Raw genomic sequence first — 17,412 nt, 5'->3', positions numbered from 1 at the left:
GCATTTGATAGAGGAGAAGCCCATGCGTATATCCACATCATTTCTGTTCGACCTCGACGGCACGCTCGTCGATAGCGTGTATCAGCATGTGCTCGCCTGGAAAGAAGCACTCGACGAAGAAGGCATCGAATTGTCGGTGTGGCGCATTCATCGAAAGATCGGCATGAGCGGCGGTCTCTTCACGCATCAGCTGCTACGCGAAACGGGCGGCGACATTAGCACGGAGCGCGTCGAACGTCTGCGCCGCGCACATGCGCGCGCATACAAGCAACTGCATGCGAAAGTGCGGCCCTTGCCGGGCGCGCAGGCATTGCTGGCCGCGCTGACAGAAAGCGGCACGCCATGGGCGATCGCGACCAGCGGCCGGATGGAGACGGCAGCCGTGAACCTCGAAGCGCTCGGCGTCGATCCGTCGAAGACCGTGGTCGTCACACGCGACGACGTGAAATACGCGAAGCCCGACCCCGATCTCTTCATTGCCGCCGCGCACCGGCTCAATGTGCCGATCGAGCATGCCGTCGTGGTCGGCGACAGCATCTGGGACATGCTCGCGGCGCGCCGTTGCCGCGCGCTCGGCGTGGGCCTGCTGTCGGGCGGCTACGGGCAGGAAGAGCTCGAACGCGCAGGCGCGTTGCGCGTCTATGAAGATCCCGCGGATCTGCTCGAGCATCTCGACGAAATCGCCGCGCGGCCCTGATTCGCGCCTCTCTCTTCGCTATTACCCGCTCCCTTCGCATTCGATACTGCACGAGGCGTGCTACGTACGTGGCACGCCGTGTGCAGCGCTTCTGTCATTCCGCGACTGCAACATAAGGAGAGAGATCATGAACCGCGAAGCGGACTCCGCCGACACCACGCCCCGCCCCGACGACGCGCCACAGGGCCAGCCCCAGCCGCCCGACACCACGAAGGAACTGCCCGAGCTGCCCGACCCTGCCGAAGTCGGCGAGGACGGCTGAAGCGTTCGTTGAACCGTTCACGCATTCCGCGCCAATGCGACGGCGCGAGGAATAGCTGTTGCTCGAATCCGGCTGTACGCACACTCACGACGGAGAACGATCATGACGATGGCGAAGCAGACGCAAGGCGCGAATATCGTCGGAACAGGCGGCGGCCGATCGACTGGCCCTGGCCCCGACGTGATGGCGGCCGCCACGCTCGATGGCGACAAGGTACTGAGCGCCGACGGCGACGATATCGGCAAGATCAAGGACATCATGCTCGACGTGCGCTCGGGACGGATCGGGTATGCGGTGCTGTCGAGTGGCGGCTTTCTCGGCATCGGCGACAAGCTGCTCGCGATTCCATGGAGCGCGCTCACGCTCGACGCGGACCGCGAGTGCTTCCTGCTCGACATGCCGACCGAAAGCGTGAAGAACGCGCCGGGCTTCGACAAGGACCACTGGCCGTCGATGGCGGACGCGACGTGGGCGACATCGGTGCATCAGTTCTATGGACGCGAGCCGTATTGGAGTAAAAGCGATGACGGATTCGGCGTCGGCGATATCGAGCCGGGATCGTCCGATGCGCCCGAAGCGGGCGGCGTGAAGCTGTGATACACGGGGACCATCATGGCTACCAGCAAACGCAGTGGAACATCGAGGGGCAAGAAGACGTCCGCGCATGCGTCGACGCGCACGAAAGGCGGCCGTCCGCCGCGCCAGCGGCACACGCAGGCGAAGGCCGCGCATCACCGCTCGCGAACGTCGTCGGCGAGTTCATCGAAAAACACGTCGAAGTACTGGTCGCATCACGTGATGGAAACAAGCGACGCGATGGACCTTGAAAAGGACATCTTCAAGACAGGCAGCGCCGAAGAAATCGCCCAGTCGCTCAAACATTCGTCGACGCGCAGCAAGCGGCGCAAAGGCACGCCGTTCCAGTCCGCGATGTCGATGCTCAACTTCTATATCAACCGCGCAGGCCGCAATCTGCCGAAGGCGCGCAAGAGCACGCTCGAACAGGCCAAGCGCAAGCTGCGCGAGGCATTCGGCCGCACGCCCTGATGTCGATGCGGGGACACGACCGTCGATTCGGAAGACGTCGTCGCAACGGCCGCCGACCCGCAAAAAGCGCATGCGTATATGGCCGAGTCGGTGCTCGGCTTCACGATCGAACCCGAACGCATCGCCGGAGTGGCCGTGACGGTGATCGTCGGCAATGTGCTCACGAGTACTTGCGCGTCGCTCTTCACATGGCAAAGTCGGGTTGATCGCCGCGCTCTTTTTCATCGTGCGGCTGCTCGCAGTCGAAGCGCGCTATTCGGCGCCGATGTGTCTCACGCATCTCACGCGCAACGCAGACTGATGAGCCGGTTCGGCATTCGCGGCATCGGCTCTTTCTATTACCTTGCAACGCCATTGGTGAAACCGATATCACCGCATGCGAAATCGTTAAATGCCACGAAAAAGTCAAAAACAGAAAGGCATTGAATTGCCTTAACGCCGCGACTAATGCACGTCGATTAAAAAACAGCGTCGCATTTAAAACAGGCGTGCTATAAGCAGCAATTCGCGTGGCAATACGCGACTCCAGCACAGCAATGTCGCTAGGCGGTCCGTTAAATCTTGTCTATGATATGCGCTGTCGCAATTGAAAGAACCAGATGCAATAACGCATGCTGTCTGTTCAATTCAGCAGAACACCCTTGCGGATGACATTAAGCGGCTTGCATCATCATTTCAGGGATTTTCTTTGCACCTTAAAGGAAGCAATTCCCTTGGCGGCCCGCAGAGGACGCTCGCGACGCACAGGCAGGCCATGCCGCGCGCTGTTGCTTCTCGCGCTGGCGCTCGCGTTGCCGCTGCGTCCCGCTTATGCGAACGATGCCGCGCAAACGGTCGCGCAAACGATCACGCAGCCCTCATTCGCGCTCTATTACGGCAAGTCGCCGCCCGTCGACATGCTCTCGGCATTCGATGCCGCCGTGATCGAACCCGACAGCGGTTTCGATCCGCTCGCGCACCGCTTGCCGCATACCACGTGGTTTGCGTATGCGAGTGTCGGCGAAGTGCTGCCGTCGCGCAGCTATTACGCGGATTTGCCGAAGAAGTGGCTCGCGGGACGCAATGAGTCGTGGGCCTCGCGCGTCGTCGACCAGAGCCAGCCCGAATGGCCCGCTTTTTTCGTCGATCACGTGATCAAGCCGCTTTGGGACAAAGGCTATCGCGGCTTCTTTCTCGACACGATGGATTCGTGGCAACTCGTCGCCAGAACAGACGACGCACGCGCGCAACAGATTGCCGGGCTCGCAAATGTTGTCCGCGCGATCAAGGCACGCTATCCCGATGCAAAGCTGATTTTCAATCGTGGCTTCGAAATCCTGCCGCAAGTGCATGACCTCGCGTATGCGGTCGCTTTCGAATCGCTTTATCGCGGATGGGACCAGTCGCAGCAGCGCTATATCGAAGTGCCCGCGCAGGACCGCGACTGGCTTCTGCAGCAAGCGAAGACGATACGCGAGCAGTATCGCCTGCCCGTCTTTTCGATCGACTACTGCCCGCCCGCCGACCACACATGCCAGCAGGACACCATCGCGAAGATCAAGGCACAGGGCATCGTGCCGTACGTGACGGATGGCGCACTCGCAACGATGGGCGTCGGCGCGATCGAGCCCGTCAAGCGGCGCATTCTCGTGATTCAGGACGCGCCGCCGCGCACGGATCTGAACGTATCGCCCGGCGTGCGTTTTCTGGCGATGCCGCTCAATTATCTCGGCTACCGGATCGACTACCGCGACGTGCGGGACCCGTTGCCGCAAGGCGACCTGCACGACCGTTATGCGGGCGTCGTGCTATGGCTCGACGGCGCGGTGCCGAACAGCAGCGCATATCGCGACTGGCTCGTCGCGCAGATCGACGCGAAGATGCCCATGGCCGTCTTCACGACCTTCGGCACGCAGATCGACCCTCAACTCGGAAAGAAGCTCGACCTCGAAACGGTGACGGGCGCTCCATCGAACGGCAAGCTCGAAGTCGAATCGTACGATCCGAAGCTGATGGGCTTCGAAATGAAGCCGCATCCCCTCGCGCGCGATTACACGCCGATACGTGCCGGGCCGCATAGCCGCTCGCTGCTGCGCTTGCGCTCGGGCGACTTCGTGATCGACGGCGCCGCCATCACGCCGTGGGGCGGCTATGCAATGCGGCCGTTCGGCGTATACGAACTGGATGCCGTCGATCAGGAGCGCTGGGTCACGCAGCCGATCGAGTTCCTGCGCGCCGCGTTGCGCCTGCCCGCCGACATGCCCGTGCCCGATACGACGACGGAAAACGGCCGGCGCCTGCTGATGTCGCATATCGACGGCGACGGTTTCGCGTCGCGCGCCGAGTACGCCGGGAACACGCCCGACGCCGCACCCAACACCGACCTCACGCCGCAATATTCGGGCGATATGCTGTACCGGCTTCTGCGCGATTCGGGCATGCCGACCACGGTATCGCTGATCGAAGGCGAAGTCAGCGACGACGGTCCGTTCAAAAACTACGCAGCGCACCTGCGCTCCATCGGAAGGAAGATCTTCGAATTGCCGAACGTCGAAGTGGCGACGCATACGTACACGCATCCGCTGCAATGGATGAGCGTGACGGGCCTCGGCGTTTCCCGCACGGGCACGCAGACGGAAGGCGGCGGACAGGCGAGCAGCAGCGGCCTGTCCATCGATATTCCCGGCTACAGGTTCAGCATCGACCGCGAAATCAAAGGCTCGATCGACTATATCGACGGCAATGTGGCGCCCGCCTCGAAGTCCGTACGTATGGTGCTGTGGAGCGGCGACTGCCAGGTGCCCTCGCCCGTGCTGAAGGCCGCCTACGACGCGGGCATGCTCAACCTGAACGGCGGCGATACGCTGATCACGAAGAGCTATCCGAGCTGGACGGCAATCGCGCCGCTCGGCGTGATGAAAGACGGCTACTACCAGATCTTCGCGCCGAACCAGAACGAGGAGCTGTACACCGGCTTGTGGCACGGACCGTTCTATGGCTTTTCGCGCGTACTCGAAACGTTTGCGATGACCGACAAGCCGATCCGCTTCAAGCCGATCGACATCTACTACCACATGTTCTCGGGCACGAAGTACGCGTCGATGAAAGCGTTGCGCGAAGTCTTCGATACCGTCCTCAAGCAGCCCGTCACACCCGTCTTCACGTCCGAGTACGCGCGCAACGTGCTCGACTGGCTCGACACCAGCCTGTATCGCGAGCCGGGCAGCAACGTCTGGGTCGTGCGCAACGGCTCGCATCTTCGTACCGTGCGGCTGCCCGCCGGCAAGGTGCCCGACATGACGGGCGCAACGGGCGTGGCCGGCTATTTGCCGGGACCGGGCGGCACCTATGTGCATCTGACGGGCGAAGGCATCGCGCGCTTCGCCGTCATCGATCAGTCGGCCGCGCGCGCCGTGCCCTATCTCGCCGAAGCCAACGGCGTGCTCGATCATTTCGTGCGCACGCGGGACGGCTTTTCGTTCGATCTGCGCGCGCATGTCGCGCCGATATTTCGCCTCGCCAACGCGGGCACATGCCGCGTGACGAAGCGCCCCGTGACGAACCCCGCCAACGACTCTCGCCAACTGCATGTCGACGTCGCCTGCACCACCTGAGCGGCAGCGGCTCTTTTCGCCCGCCGTTCTTCTCGTGCTCGGCCTGCTGGTCGCCGTGATGCTGGTGCTCGCCTTTCCGAGCGAGAAGATCAAGGCGCGGCTGCTCAAAGGTGCGAATGCCGACAGCCTGACGATCGCGTATCTGGAAGCGTGGCTGCGCGTCGATCCCGACAATGCGGAAGTGCTGTCCGAGCTGACGCGCGAATACCTGAAGGGTCAGCGCGTCGCGGATGCCACGCATATCCTCGATCGACTTTCGCATTCGAACGATGTCACGGCGCGGCAAAGCGCGCTGGCGATGCGCGTGTCGCTCGCGCAGCAGCGTCTCTATGCACTCAAGCCAGGCGATCCCGCGCGGCCTGCGCGCATCCGCGAACTCGACGCGCTGCTGCATCAAGCGCTCGGCTATACATGGACGAACGAGCAATTGCAGATGCTCGCGCAAGAGGCGCGCGGATTGAACGACAACGAACTGGCCGCAAGCGATTACACGTTGCTCGCGAAGTCCGATCCGAACCATGCGCGCGACTGGCTCACGGCGCTCGCGCAAACGCAACTCGCCAACCGGAACCCGCGCGCCGCCGCCGATGCGTGGTTCGCCGTGCAGGCACAGGCCACGACGCGCGACGAAAAGCGCGCGGCGTTCATTGCGGGTCTGCGCGCGCTGCAATCAGGCAACGACATGGCGGCCGCGATGCAAGCCGCCGAACAGCACATCGGCGATCTCGCCGACGATCCCGACACGCTGCGCTTTCTCGCCAATCTTGCGCTCGCGGCGGGGCGTCCCGATCTCGCATCGAAGTACGTAAAGCGGCTGATGAAGATGTCGGCGCTCGACCCTCGCGATGCGCTCGCGCGGCGCGCATCGTATTCGCGCCCGATGCATCAGCCGGGCGCAGAGACAGGCATCGTCGAGCATCGGACGTCGGGCGGCGTGTGGCTGCGCGCAGCCTGGTATCGCCGTCCCGTGCAGCGCGGCGAGGCGCTGCGCCGTGCGCTGGACCCGGCTTCCATCGCGGCTTCCATCGCGGCTTCCATCGACGATCAACGGGCGCGGCTCGTGCGCGTCGCTGCGCCCGTGCCCGCTGCCGGCACAGCCACTGCTGCGCCCGGCGATGTCAGCGCCTCCGATTACGAACTCGCGTATCGCGTGTTCCTCGCAAACGGCGACGTCGCCAACGCACAGCGCATCGCGCAGATGGCCGTCGACAAGGACCCGCAATCGGTCGTATGGCGCGAGCGTCTGGCACAGGTCGCCGAGTGGAACCATCACCCGGAAGTCGCGCTGTCGAATTACATGGCCCTCGCGAAGACGCGCGGCACACCGGACGACTGGAACCGCGTCGCGCGCCTCGCGCCTGGACTCAACGACGACGCGGCGCTGCTTGCCGTCACGCTGCACCAGGCCGACGAGCAGCCGGCCAATCTCAAGCTCGTGGACGCCGTGGTGTTTTCATATGAGCGTCTCGGCGATCCCGACTCCGCACTCCACTTTTTGCAAACGCGCTTCAAGGGCCCGCTGCGCCGCGAAGCATCGGAGCGCTACGCGCAGGTCGCCGGGCGCAAGGGCGACGACGATCTCGCGTTGCGCACATGGCAAGGCCTCGAACGCGAATACGGGCCGAACGCGGAATACGGCCTGACGATCGCCACGATGCTGTATGCGCGCACGCATTTCGATGAGGCGCTCGCCGCAATGAACGAAGCGAAACGCGCCGCGCCGCCGTCGAACGACGAGTTCTGGCGCTTCTACGCGATGCTCGCCGATGCGAACCAGAACACGCGCGATGCGGGCCTCGGCTATCGTCGGTTGATCGCGGGCGGCAAGGCGAGCGTGCAGGACTTCGAGCTGATGACAAATTTCTTCAACAATTCGCCGATCGACGCGGGACGTCTCGCCGAATACGCGTACCGTCACGGCGGATCGCCGCGCATGTTGTCGGAAGCGCTGTACGACTATCAGCACGCGCGTGCATGGGGGCGCATCAGGGCGTTGCTTGCGTCGCTCACGTCCGGGCAGTTGAAGGAAGCCGAACAGTCCGCGACGTTCCTGCTCGCGCGCGCCGACTATGAGCGGCAAATGGGCCAGAACGACGCCGCGTTGCGCGACATCGAGCACGCGGCCGCGCTCGACCCGAACAGTCCGGAAGCGCGCGCGGCCTACATCTGGATGCTGAACGAGCGCGGCACCGATGCCGCATCGCAGGCCGCGCTGCGCCGCTTCGCCAGCGACGCCGAAAGCGATCCGCAGCTATGGGGCGCGTATGGCGCGGCATGGCTGCGTCTCGGCGACGGACGCAAGGCCCTGCACTATCTGCACAAGCAGACCGCGCAGGGCGAACGAAGCCTGCTGTGGCGCCTGACGTATGCCGACGGGCTCGACCTGAACGGCCGCGTCGACGAAGCGTGGCGCTTGCGCAAGCAGGTGTGGATCGAGCTTGCGCACCGTCGGCGCGATCCGTCGCGTGATCCGTCACGTGATCCATCACGCCCACCGCCGCTGCCCGCCGCCGACGTCGACGATCTGCGCGCCCGTTACGTCGCACTCACGCAGCTCTATGCGAACGGCGACCGTTCACGCGCGGTGCTGATCGAGATGCTGCGCGCCGATCGCAATCACGCTGATGCAAACGACGCGGCCGCGTCCAGGCTCGGCGACATCGGTGAGTTGCCGCCCGCGAAGCAGGAGGAAATCCGCAAGGACCAGCGCCTCTATTCGGCGATCGCGCGTGAGGCCGCGATTTCATGGGCGCAGAATGAAGACGCGTCCGACATGGAGCGCGCATGGCTCACGAGGCAGTACATCAGCGACAGCCAGCGCCCCGTCTATGCGCAGGCGCAGCTCGCGATCAGCGATGGCGACGTCGACGAACTGTCGCGCCTGCTCGACACGCTGCCCGATCTGATTCCACGGCAGAACCGGATCGAGGCGCAAGCGCAGACGGGCCGCGTAGCCGCCGCGCAAACAGGCGCATTCGACTCGCTCACGCGCGAGCCCGAAGACGAGACGACCCAGGCGATGGCACGCGAGCAACTGCTCGCGAACGCACAGGCGTTGGCGGGTGCATTCCGTTACGCCGATCAGGGCCCGTTGCGCTTCACCGAGGAATCGGCGACGGGCAGCCTGCGCGTCACGCCTTCGCAGAATCTGCAGTTGCGCTACATGCAGCGCGATCAGACAGTGGACGGCTCGCAGCTCGCGTATGCGCCGAAGCACGACCGGCTCTTCGAAGCGATCTACGGACACAAGGGACGCTACGACGAAGAGCACGTGACACTCGGCCGCCGCAATGCGCTCGACGACTTCACGACGGCGCGCATCGAGGGCACGTACAACGTCACGCGGCGCCTCACGCTGATCTATGCGCTCGGCTACAACCTGGCGGCGACGGAGTCCACACAGCTTACGGTGGGCGGCACCAAGGACCTCGCGTCGCTCGGCTTCATCTACGTGCTCGATCCGCACTGGTTCGGCGGCGCGCGCTACGAATATGCGCGCTTTCACGGCCAGGACCGTTCGTATCTCGGCAACGGCGGTCTGGTCGAAGCGAACATCGGCTACAAGATCAAGGCCGATTATCCCGACTACACGATTCGCGCCGTGTTCGCGCATGGCCAGTACAACGCGACGGGCACGCCCGGCGACGCGCTGCGCGTGCTGCTGCCGCAGGGCACGCCGTTCACGGCGGCCTCGTTCATGCCGCAGACCTTCACGCAAGGCGGACTGCTGTTTTCGTTCGGCGACGGGCTGCCCGACGAGTATTCGAAGGGATGGCGGCCGATGTTCATCGGCGGGCCGCTGCGCGACTCGCGCGCGGGCTGGTCGGGCGAGGCGGAGCTTGGCGTCGTCGGCAGCGTGTTCGGCAACGATCAGCTGATGCTCTATGGCGCGTATCAGGGCGTTTCGTCGAATCACTCGACGTCGGTGAAGGAAGTCGGCGTGCGGTATCGCTATCTGTATTGAAGCTGCATTCAAGAGCATGGACCAGAGGGGAACGACATGAACCACAGCAACACCATTCGCGCGCGCACCGTCACGCTTGTTTCGTCCGTCGCGCTGATGGCCGCGCTCGCAGGCTGCGCGGTCGTCGATCGCAGCGCGCCGCCCGCGATTTCGAAGAGCGACAGCGTCGCCATCCTGCCCATCGCGAACAACACGGAGACGCCGCAGGCGGGCCAGCGCGCCGCGTCGATCGCGCAGAGCCTGCTCGCGTCGTATGGCTACACGAATCTATCGCGCTATCCCGCGAGCGCGGACGACGAAACGCTGTTCGATCCCGCAAAGCCCGACGCGCAACAGAACGCGCTGAACTGGGCGCGTCAGCAGAACGCGCGCTATGCGTTGACGGGTGCCGTCAACGAATGGCGCTACAAGGTGGGCGTCGATGGCGAACCGGCCGTCGGGCTCACGTTCGACGTGATCGACGTGCAGTCGGGCAAGGTCGTATGGACGGGCACGGGCAGCCGCACGGGTTGGAGCCGCGATGCCGTGTCGGGCGTCGCGCAGAAGCTCGAGCGCGAGTTGCTGTCGCCGCTCGCGCGCTGAGCGCGTCCGACGCGACTATCATCGACTCTGAGTTCGAATCGAATCCAGACTGAATCGGGCGAACGCGATGAATACGCACGCTAACGAAGAATCGGCGCCGCGCGGGCGCCATAACCGGCCACGCCAGCGACGACACCAGCGGCGGCAGGAGCAAAGCGTCGGCGCGGGTTCGTGGTGGGCGCGCGTGATCGCGCCGCCGCGCGGCTCCATGCACCACAGCCTGATCGCGACACTCGAAACGGTTGTCGCGACGCTGATCGCGATTGCCGTGTGCTGGGCTTTCGATCGCAACGATCCGCTCCTCGTGCACAGCGGCTTCGGCTGGGTGTGGATCGTGCCGCTCGTGATTGCGCTGCGTTATGGATCGATTGCAGGCGTGTTTTCAGGGCTGATTCTGCTCGCATCGTGGTATGTACTCTATCCGCAAGGCGGCGGTGCGCCGGTGCATGCTTCGCTCGCGCACGTGCTGACGACGGGTCCGCACACGCACATCTTTCCTGTGAGCTTTTTCCTTGGCGGCTTCGTCGTCACGCTGCTATGCGGGCAATTCGGCGACATCTGGATCACGCGCTTGCGCCAGGGCCGCATCGCCAACGACTATCTCGCCGAACGCCTGTCGATTCTCACGCGCAATCAGTTCATGTTGCGGCTGTCGCATGAAAGACTCGAACAGGATCTGCTGGGCCGCCCTGCCACGCTGCGCGATTCGCTCGCGAGGCTGCGCAGAATCGTGCTGGATCAGGAGCCGACGGCGACGCAGCAAGGCGCCGTCGACTTGCGCGGCGCGCAGCCGTTTCTCGACGCAGCGGCGCAGGCCTGCCAGATCGAAGCCGCGAGCGTGCATGCGTGGCGCGGCGCCGCGCCCTCGACGGCCGTGGCCGCGTCGATCGGCGCGCCTTGCGCGTTCGATCCGGACGATCCGCTGGTGCGCGAAGCGCTCGATACGCGTACGCTGGTCCATGTCGAATCGAAAGCGAATCAGGACATTGCGCGCAGCCGCTACGTCGTGGTTGTGCCGCTCATGGATACGCAGAAGAATCCCGTCGGCGTGCTGGCCGTCGAACGCATGCCGTTTCTCGCGCTCACGCGCGACAATCTGCAATTCCTGCTGGTGCTGTGCAACTTCTATGCGGACGGCGTGCAGCATGCCGTCATCACGCGCGATACGCTGACGGCTTTTCCGTCATGCCCTCACACGTTCGCGCTCGATTACGCGCGGCTCGTTCATCTGAAGCGCGATACGCAGGTGCAATCGTCGATCGTCGCGCTCGTGTTTCACAACGACGACGCGAGCGCGACGCTCTATGAACACGTGCTGCGCACGCGCCGCGCGCTCGACGTGCAATGGCCGCTGCAAGACGACGGGCATCGCGTAGTGCTCACGCTGATGCCGCTATCGGGCGAGAGCGCCGTGGACGGCTATCTGATGCGTATCGAAGAAAATTTGCGCGCGCAGTACGGGGTGGATTTCGAAGCGGCGCGCGTCGCCGTACATTCGACGGCCGTGCCCGCCGATGAACCCGTCGCCGAATTGCGGCATCTGCTGGAGCGTTGCGATGTCCGCTACTGATCAAAACGCGCGTGTTCATCGGCGCGCCGTACGCGCGCAGCCGGAGCGCGCGCGCATCACGTTCGTCGCCGTGCTGCTCGTCGTGCTCGCGCTCGCGTTGCAGATCGCCGTGTTCGCGATCGCTGCCCGCAGCGTGCCCGACACCTCCGCGCAATGGCTCGGCGACATCGTGAGCACGGGCACTGCGTCGCCGCACTCGATCGCGCATCTGAACACACAAGTATTGCTGCTGTGCCTGCTCGTGCAGGCGCTCGCCGCACTCGTCGCAGCATACGGCCTCGCATCGGTGTTGCCCCTGCGTTATCGTCTGCCGCGCGCCGGCTTGCTGACTGCGCTGTGGGTTCTGAATTTCGCAGTGCCGGTCGGCGGCCTGCTCGGGCCGATCGGCGCGATGGCGATTGCCGCCGTGTTGCCGACGCAGCGCGCGGAGCTGCCCGTCGCGCTCGTCGACGAGCCCGAGTTCGCCGCGAATCTGATGGGCACCGTTTCGTACGGACGCGGCGCGCGGCTGAAGGCCGAATTGCAGAACGCCGAAGCGGGCACGTCGTTTCGGATGACCGCTTTGCTCGCGATGCAGTCGATGCCCGCGCGCACCGTTTCGCCGCTGCTGCAAGGCATGCTCGCCGATCCCCTCGACGATATCCGCCTGCTCGCGTACGGCATTCTCGACAACCGCGAGAAGGGACTCACGCAGCGGATACTCGTCGAGCGCCCGAAGCTCGATCGGAAGCTGCATCCCGAGCTGAGCGATGCGCAGCGCGCCGACGCAAACAGGACGCTCGCGCAACTGTACAGCGAGCTGATTTACGAAAATCTCGTCACGGGCGACGTGTATCGCAATGCGGCCGCTCAAGCCGATGCATACGCAACCGCCGCGCTCGAGCACGATCCGAACGACGCGGCGCTGTGGCGTCTGCGCGGCCGTCTTGCGATTGCGCGGCTCGATCTCGACGGCGCGGATACGATGCTGCAACGTGCGATCGACTGCGGCTTTCCGCGCGACCGCATGCTGCCCTGGCTCGCGGAAGCGGCCTGGCTGCGCCGCGATTTCGCGCGCGTGCGCGCGCTGATCGGCGAAATGGACAGCCGCGCGACGACACCGACGCTGTCCGCCGTCCTCGATTTCTGGAAGCCGCGCGGCCCAGGCGCCGCGCGTCCTCACTCCGCCTGAGACGTCGACATCATGCTCTCATCGCAAACGCCCGAACTGCCGCGCGCCGATTCCGCCGATATCTGCCTGCTGCTCGAAGGCACGTTCCCCTATGTGAGCGGCGGCGTGTCGAGCTGGGTCAACCAGATCATCCGCGCGTTTCCCGAGTATTCGTTTGCGCTGTGCTTTCTCGGCAGCCGTCCGCAAGACTATCCGAAGATGCAGTACGCGTTGCCCGATAACGTCGTGCATCTGGAGAATCACTATCTGTACGATTTCGCGCTTCCGCCGCTCGTGCAGAAGCAGCGCGGCGATGCGTCCGCGTTCATGCGGTCCGCGCAACTGCACGACAGTTTGCGCAATCCGGCGATGCGTCACGCGGCGGGCCGCATGTTGAAGGACATGCTAGGCGATCTGCGGCCCGGCGGCGCATTGGGTGAAGACGCGTTTCTCTATTCAAAGGAGGCCTGGAACTATCTGACCGATCAGTATCGGCAGTTCTGCACGGACCCGTCGTTCGTCGATTACTTCTGGACCGTGCGCATCATGCACAAGCCGCTTTGGCAGCTCGCGAAGATCGCCGAAGGGCTGCCGCGCGCGAAGATGTTCCATACGGTGTCGACGGGCTATGCGGGCTTTCTCGGCGCGCTCGCGCGCTATCGCTACGCGCGGCCGCTGCTCGTGTCCGAGCACGGCATCTACACGAAGGAACGCAAGATCGATCTGTTCCAGAGCGAATGGATACGCGACAACCGCAGCATCTTCGAACGCGACGTATCGCAGATCGGCTATTTCCGCGACCTGTGGGTGCGCTTCTTCGAGACGCTCGGACATGTGTGCTACGACGCAGCCGCGGACATCATCGCGCTGTACGAAGGCAACCGCCGGCGCCAGGTGATCGACGGCGCGCCCGAAGAGAAAACGGCCAACATTCCGAACGGCGTGAATCTGCCGAGGCTCGCGCCGCTGCGCGCGCTGCGCGCCGCCACCGTGCCGAAGACGCTGTGCCTGATCGGGCGCGTGGTCCCGATCAAGGACGTCAAGACCTTCATTCGCGCGATGCTCACCGTCGTACGCCGCATGCCCGAAGCGCAAGCGTGGATCGCGGGGCCCGAAAATGAAGACCCTTCTTATGCGGCCGAATGTCAGGCGCTCGTCGAAAGCCTGGGCTTGCAGGACAAGGTGAAGTTTCTCGGCTTCCAGAAGATCGACGAGCTGTTGCCGAAGTGCGGCGTGCTGGTGCTCAGCTCGATTTCGGAGGCGCTGCCGCTCGTCGTGCTCGAAGGCTTCGCGGCGGGCGTGCCGTCCGTGACGACGGATGTCGGTTCGTGCCGTCAGCTGATCTATGGGCTCGAAGGCGACGATGCGGCGCTCGGCGCGGCCGGACGCGTCGTGCAGATCGCCGATCCGCGCGCGCTGGCGGAAGCGGCGCTCGATCTGCTCGACGACGGCAACTGGCACGCCGCGCAGCAAGCGGGCATGGCGCGCGTCGAGCGCTACTACACGCAGGACCAGATGGTCGGCGCGTATCGCACTCTCTATGCGCGGCTCACCGCGCAAGCGGATCTCGCCGATCCACCCGCATCGGAAGCCGCGCCGATGCCCATGTCGCACTGAACGGGAGCGCACGACGATGGCAGGCATCGGTTTCGAACTGCGCAAGATGCTCCGACGCAATACGCTGCTGGGGCTGATGCAGGCATACACGTACGCGGGCCTGATCGGCGCGGGGCCGTGGGTGCTGTCCATCGTCGGCATTCTGCTGATCGGCGTACTCAGCATTCCGTTCGTGGTGCCCACGGGACTCATCACACAGTTTCAGGTGTCGGTCACGTATCTGATCGCGTTGTCGCTGATCTTGACGGGGCCGTTGCAACTGGCCTTCACGCGCTTCACGTCGGACCGGCTCTTCGAAAAGCGGCGCGATCTCGTGCTGCCGAATTTTCATGCGGTGATGTTCATCGTGACAGCGGCTTCGGCAATACTGGGCGGTCTCGCGATGGTCTTTCTCTTTCCTCAGCAGACAGCCGCATACAGGCTGCTGATGCTCGCGGGCTTCGCCGTGATGAGCAACATCTGGATCGCGACGATCTTCCTGTCGGGCATGAAGCAGTACATGTCGATCATCGTCGTGTTCTTCATCGGCTATGCGGTGACGACGGGCTCGGCGCTCGCGCTCAACACGTTCGGGCTGACGGGTCTGCTGTCGGGCTTCGTGATCGGGCAAACGGTGCTGCTGACGGGTCTGCTTGCGCTGATCTACCGCGACTACGACAGCGGCCATTTCATCTCGTTCGAGATGTTCCGCAAGCCGTATCGCTATCCGTCGCTGATGCTGACGGGCTTTTTCTACAACCTCGCGATCTGGGCCGACAAGTTCATGTTCTGGTATTCGCCGGGCACGGGCCAGCCGGTGATCGGTCCGCTGCGCGCGTCGATCATCTACGACATTCCCGTGTTTCTCGCGTATCTCGCGATCATCCCGGGCATGGCCGTGTTCCTGATGCGCATCGAAACGGATTTCGTCGAATACTACGAAGCGTTCTACGATGCCGTGCGCGAAGGCGCGTCGTTGCAGCATATCGAGCGCATGCGCGATGCGATGGTCGAAGCATTGCGCAACGGCATTTGGGACATCATGAAAGTACAGGCGATTGCCGCGATGATGCTGTTCGCGGCGGGCGCGATCCTGCTGCAATGGCTGCGCATTTCGACGCTGTATCTGCCGCTGCTCTATATCGATGTGATCGCGGCCAGCATGCAGGTCGTGTTCATGGGCACCATCAATGTGTTCTTCTATCTCGACAAGCGCAGGATCGTGTTGCTGCTGGTGGGCGGCTTCGTCGCGTTGAACGTGGTGTTCACGGCGATCACGCTGTCGCTGAATCCCGCTTACTACGGCTATGGCTTCGCGACATCGCTGCTCGTCGTGGTGCTCGCCAGTCTTTATCTGCTCGACCGCAAGCTCGATTCGCTCGAGTACGAGACGTTCATGCTGCAATGAGCCCCCGTTGCCCCGTCGCGATGATGACGCGGCGTGAAGCGTCACGCCGCGTCATGTGCTTGCAGGTTTGACGATCGGAAGACTCAGCCGGCGCCTTCACGGCCCTTGCGCGTTTCGCCGATCTGCTGACGGCGCGGATCGCCCTGACGCTCCAGCATCCAGCCGGGATACTCGGACGGCAGGCGGCTCACTTCATCGAGCTTCGCGAGATCGTCCGCGCCCAGTTCGACCTGGGTCGCCTTGATGTTGTCGTCGAGCTGTTCGACCCGCTTCGCGCCGACGATCACGCTCATCACCGCGCGCTGATGCAGCAGCCACGCGAGCGCGATTTGCGCGACGGACACGCCCTTCGCTTCGGCAATTGCGCGCATGACGTCGACGCAATCGAACGCGCGCTCGCGATCGACGGGCGGAAAGTCGAACGTCGTGCGGCGGCTGCCCGCCTCGCCTTGCTGCTCGCGGCCATACTTGCCGCTCAGCAATCCGCCCGCGAGCGGGCTCCAGACCATCAGGCCGAGGCCTTCGCTCTTCAGCATCGGCACGAGCTCGCGTTCGAGATCGCGGCCCGCGATCGTGTAATAGGCCTGCAACGTATCGAAGCGCGCGAGCCCGAGCCGCTCCGATATGCCGAGCGCTTTCACGATCTGCCACGCGGCCCAGTTCGATACGCCGATATAGCGCACATGCCCCTGCTGCACGAGCGTATCGAGCGCGCGCAGCGTTTCTTCGATCGGCGTCGCGGGATCGAAGCCGTGTATCTGATAGAGATCGACGTGATCGAGCTGCAGCCGTTGCAGGCTCGCCTTGATGCCGTCCATGACGTGATAGCGCGACGCGCCGCGCGCATTCGCAAAGTCGCCCGTCTGGCCGAAGACCTTCGTCGCGACGACGACGCTGTCGCGCGGCACCTTCAGGTTCCTGAGCGCCTGCCCGGTGATCTGTTCGGAAACGCCGGACGAGTAGACGTCGGCCGTGTCGATGAAATTGATGCCTGCGTCGATCGCGCGGCCGATCAGCCGTTCGGCGTCGTTCTGCTGCAAGTCGCCGATGTGCTGCCAGATGCCGCCGGTGCCGCCGAACGTCATCGTGCCGAGACATAGTTCCGACACGAAAACGCCCGTTCGGCCAAGCTGGTTGTATCGCATGGTTCGAGACTCCATCGTGGGTGATGAATCGGTGCTCAGCCGATGAGGATACTCGTTGCCTCTCGATGCTGCTGGCGGGTTGCCAGTGGGTCCGCGGCACCAGGGTTCGGTTCGTGCGATGCGGCGTTGGTCATGACGCTTCGCTTTCATTCGGCACACAATGGCGCCGTTTTTCGTGACCTGTTCTGGATGCCGCCGGCCCCGCGCCCCTGCTTGCATTCGCATCGATCCGGCGCTTGTAATCGACGCGATTGCGCGGCTGTGGGTGGACGTGAGAGCGACCGACCGGTAGTTGCGTTTAGCGGCCCACGAACGCGTCGGCTCGCAGCGAAGCCAGCCCCGCGCCGCCTCTGCGATTGCACGATCAGCACGAAGCCACAAAACCTGCGAGACTGAAG

The 17,412-nt window shown here is 64.0% G+C and carries 12 protein-coding genes and 1 pseudogene; 12 read left to right on the top strand and 1 reads right to left on the bottom strand.

Annotated elements, in window-relative coordinates:
- Window positions 1–22 precede the first annotated feature (22 nt).
- The 12 genes and pseudogenes from BMW76_RS10945 to pelG all read left to right on the top strand — a co-directional run bounded on the left by BMW76_RS10945 (window position 23) and on the right by pelG (window position 15,869).
- Window positions 23–697 carry an HAD family hydrolase gene (locus tag BMW76_RS10945; RefSeq protein ID WP_090865144.1) on the top strand — a complete coding sequence of 225 codons (675 nt, stop codon included), beginning with the start codon at window positions 23–25 and terminating at the stop codon, window positions 695–697.
- Window positions 698–824: 127 nt separating this feature from the next.
- On the top strand, window positions 825–959 hold the full coding sequence (locus BMW76_RS42430) for a hypothetical protein (RefSeq protein ID WP_281248508.1): 135 nt from the start codon (window positions 825–827) through the stop codon (window positions 957–959).
- 102 nt (window positions 960–1,061) lie between these two features.
- Window positions 1,062–1,556, top strand: coding sequence for a PRC-barrel domain-containing protein (locus BMW76_RS10940; protein WP_090865143.1), 495 nt, complete (start codon window positions 1,062–1,064; stop codon window positions 1,554–1,556).
- Between the two features lie 15 nt (window positions 1,557–1,571).
- Complete coding sequence (locus BMW76_RS10935; RefSeq protein WP_090865142.1) at window positions 1,572–2,006, top strand: DUF3175 domain-containing protein; 435 nt, start codon at window positions 1,572–1,574, stop codon at window positions 2,004–2,006.
- An 18-nt stretch (window positions 2,007–2,024) separates the two neighbouring features.
- A pseudogene (locus tag BMW76_RS10930) lies at window positions 2,025–2,387 on the top strand (cation:proton antiporter); the annotation flags it as partial.
- Between the two features lie 332 nt (window positions 2,388–2,719).
- On the top strand, window positions 2,720–5,599 hold the full coding sequence (locus BMW76_RS10925) for a bifunctional glycoside hydrolase 114/ polysaccharide deacetylase family protein (RefSeq protein ID WP_245763174.1): 2,880 nt from the start codon (window positions 2,720–2,722) through the stop codon (window positions 5,597–5,599).
- Window positions 5,574–9,563: a tetratricopeptide repeat protein gene (locus BMW76_RS10920; protein WP_090865140.1), complete on the top strand. Its 3,990-nt coding sequence runs from the start codon at window positions 5,574–5,576 to the stop codon at window positions 9,561–9,563. Before BMW76_RS10925 ends, BMW76_RS10920 begins: the two co-directional genes overlap by 26 nt.
- A gap of 36 nt (window positions 9,564–9,599) precedes the next feature.
- Entirely contained in the window at window positions 9,600–10,145 is a 546-nt protein-coding gene (locus BMW76_RS10915) for a penicillin-binding protein activator LpoB (RefSeq protein WP_090865139.1), read from the top strand.
- Window positions 10,146–10,212: 67 nt separating this feature from the next.
- Complete coding sequence (locus BMW76_RS10910) at window positions 10,213–11,715, top strand: PelD GGDEF domain-containing protein (protein WP_090865138.1); 1,503 nt, start codon at window positions 10,213–10,215, stop codon at window positions 11,713–11,715.
- Window positions 11,702–12,886, top strand: a complete 1,185-nt coding sequence (locus BMW76_RS10905) for a sugar ABC transporter permease (RefSeq protein WP_090865137.1) — start codon at window positions 11,702–11,704, stop codon at window positions 12,884–12,886. Before BMW76_RS10910 ends, BMW76_RS10905 begins: the two co-directional genes overlap by 14 nt.
- Before the next feature lie 12 nt (window positions 12,887–12,898).
- On the top strand, window positions 12,899–14,482 hold the full coding sequence (gene pelF / locus BMW76_RS10900; RefSeq protein ID WP_090865136.1) for a GT4 family glycosyltransferase PelF: 1,584 nt from the start codon (window positions 12,899–12,901) through the stop codon (window positions 14,480–14,482).
- A 16-nt stretch (window positions 14,483–14,498) separates the two neighbouring features.
- Window positions 14,499–15,869 (top strand): exopolysaccharide Pel transporter PelG, encoded by a 1,371-nt coding sequence (pelG, locus tag BMW76_RS10895; protein WP_090865135.1) that lies wholly within the window; start codon window positions 14,499–14,501, stop codon window positions 15,867–15,869.
- A gap of 83 nt (window positions 15,870–15,952) precedes the next feature.
- On the opposite strand, the gene BMW76_RS10890 is transcribed toward pelG, so the two are convergent.
- Window positions 15,953–17,014 (bottom strand): aldo/keto reductase, encoded by a 1,062-nt coding sequence (locus tag BMW76_RS10890; RefSeq protein ID WP_090865134.1) that lies wholly within the window; start codon window positions 17,012–17,014, stop codon window positions 15,953–15,955.
- Window positions 17,015–17,412 lie beyond the last annotated feature (398 nt).

Source organism: Paraburkholderia diazotrophica (assembly GCF_900108945.1).
Lineage (GTDB): Bacteria > Pseudomonadota > Gammaproteobacteria > Burkholderiales > Burkholderiaceae > Paraburkholderia > Paraburkholderia diazotrophica.
Note: the sequence above shows the minus strand (reverse complement) of the source record. Positions and strands in the feature narration are given on the sequence as shown.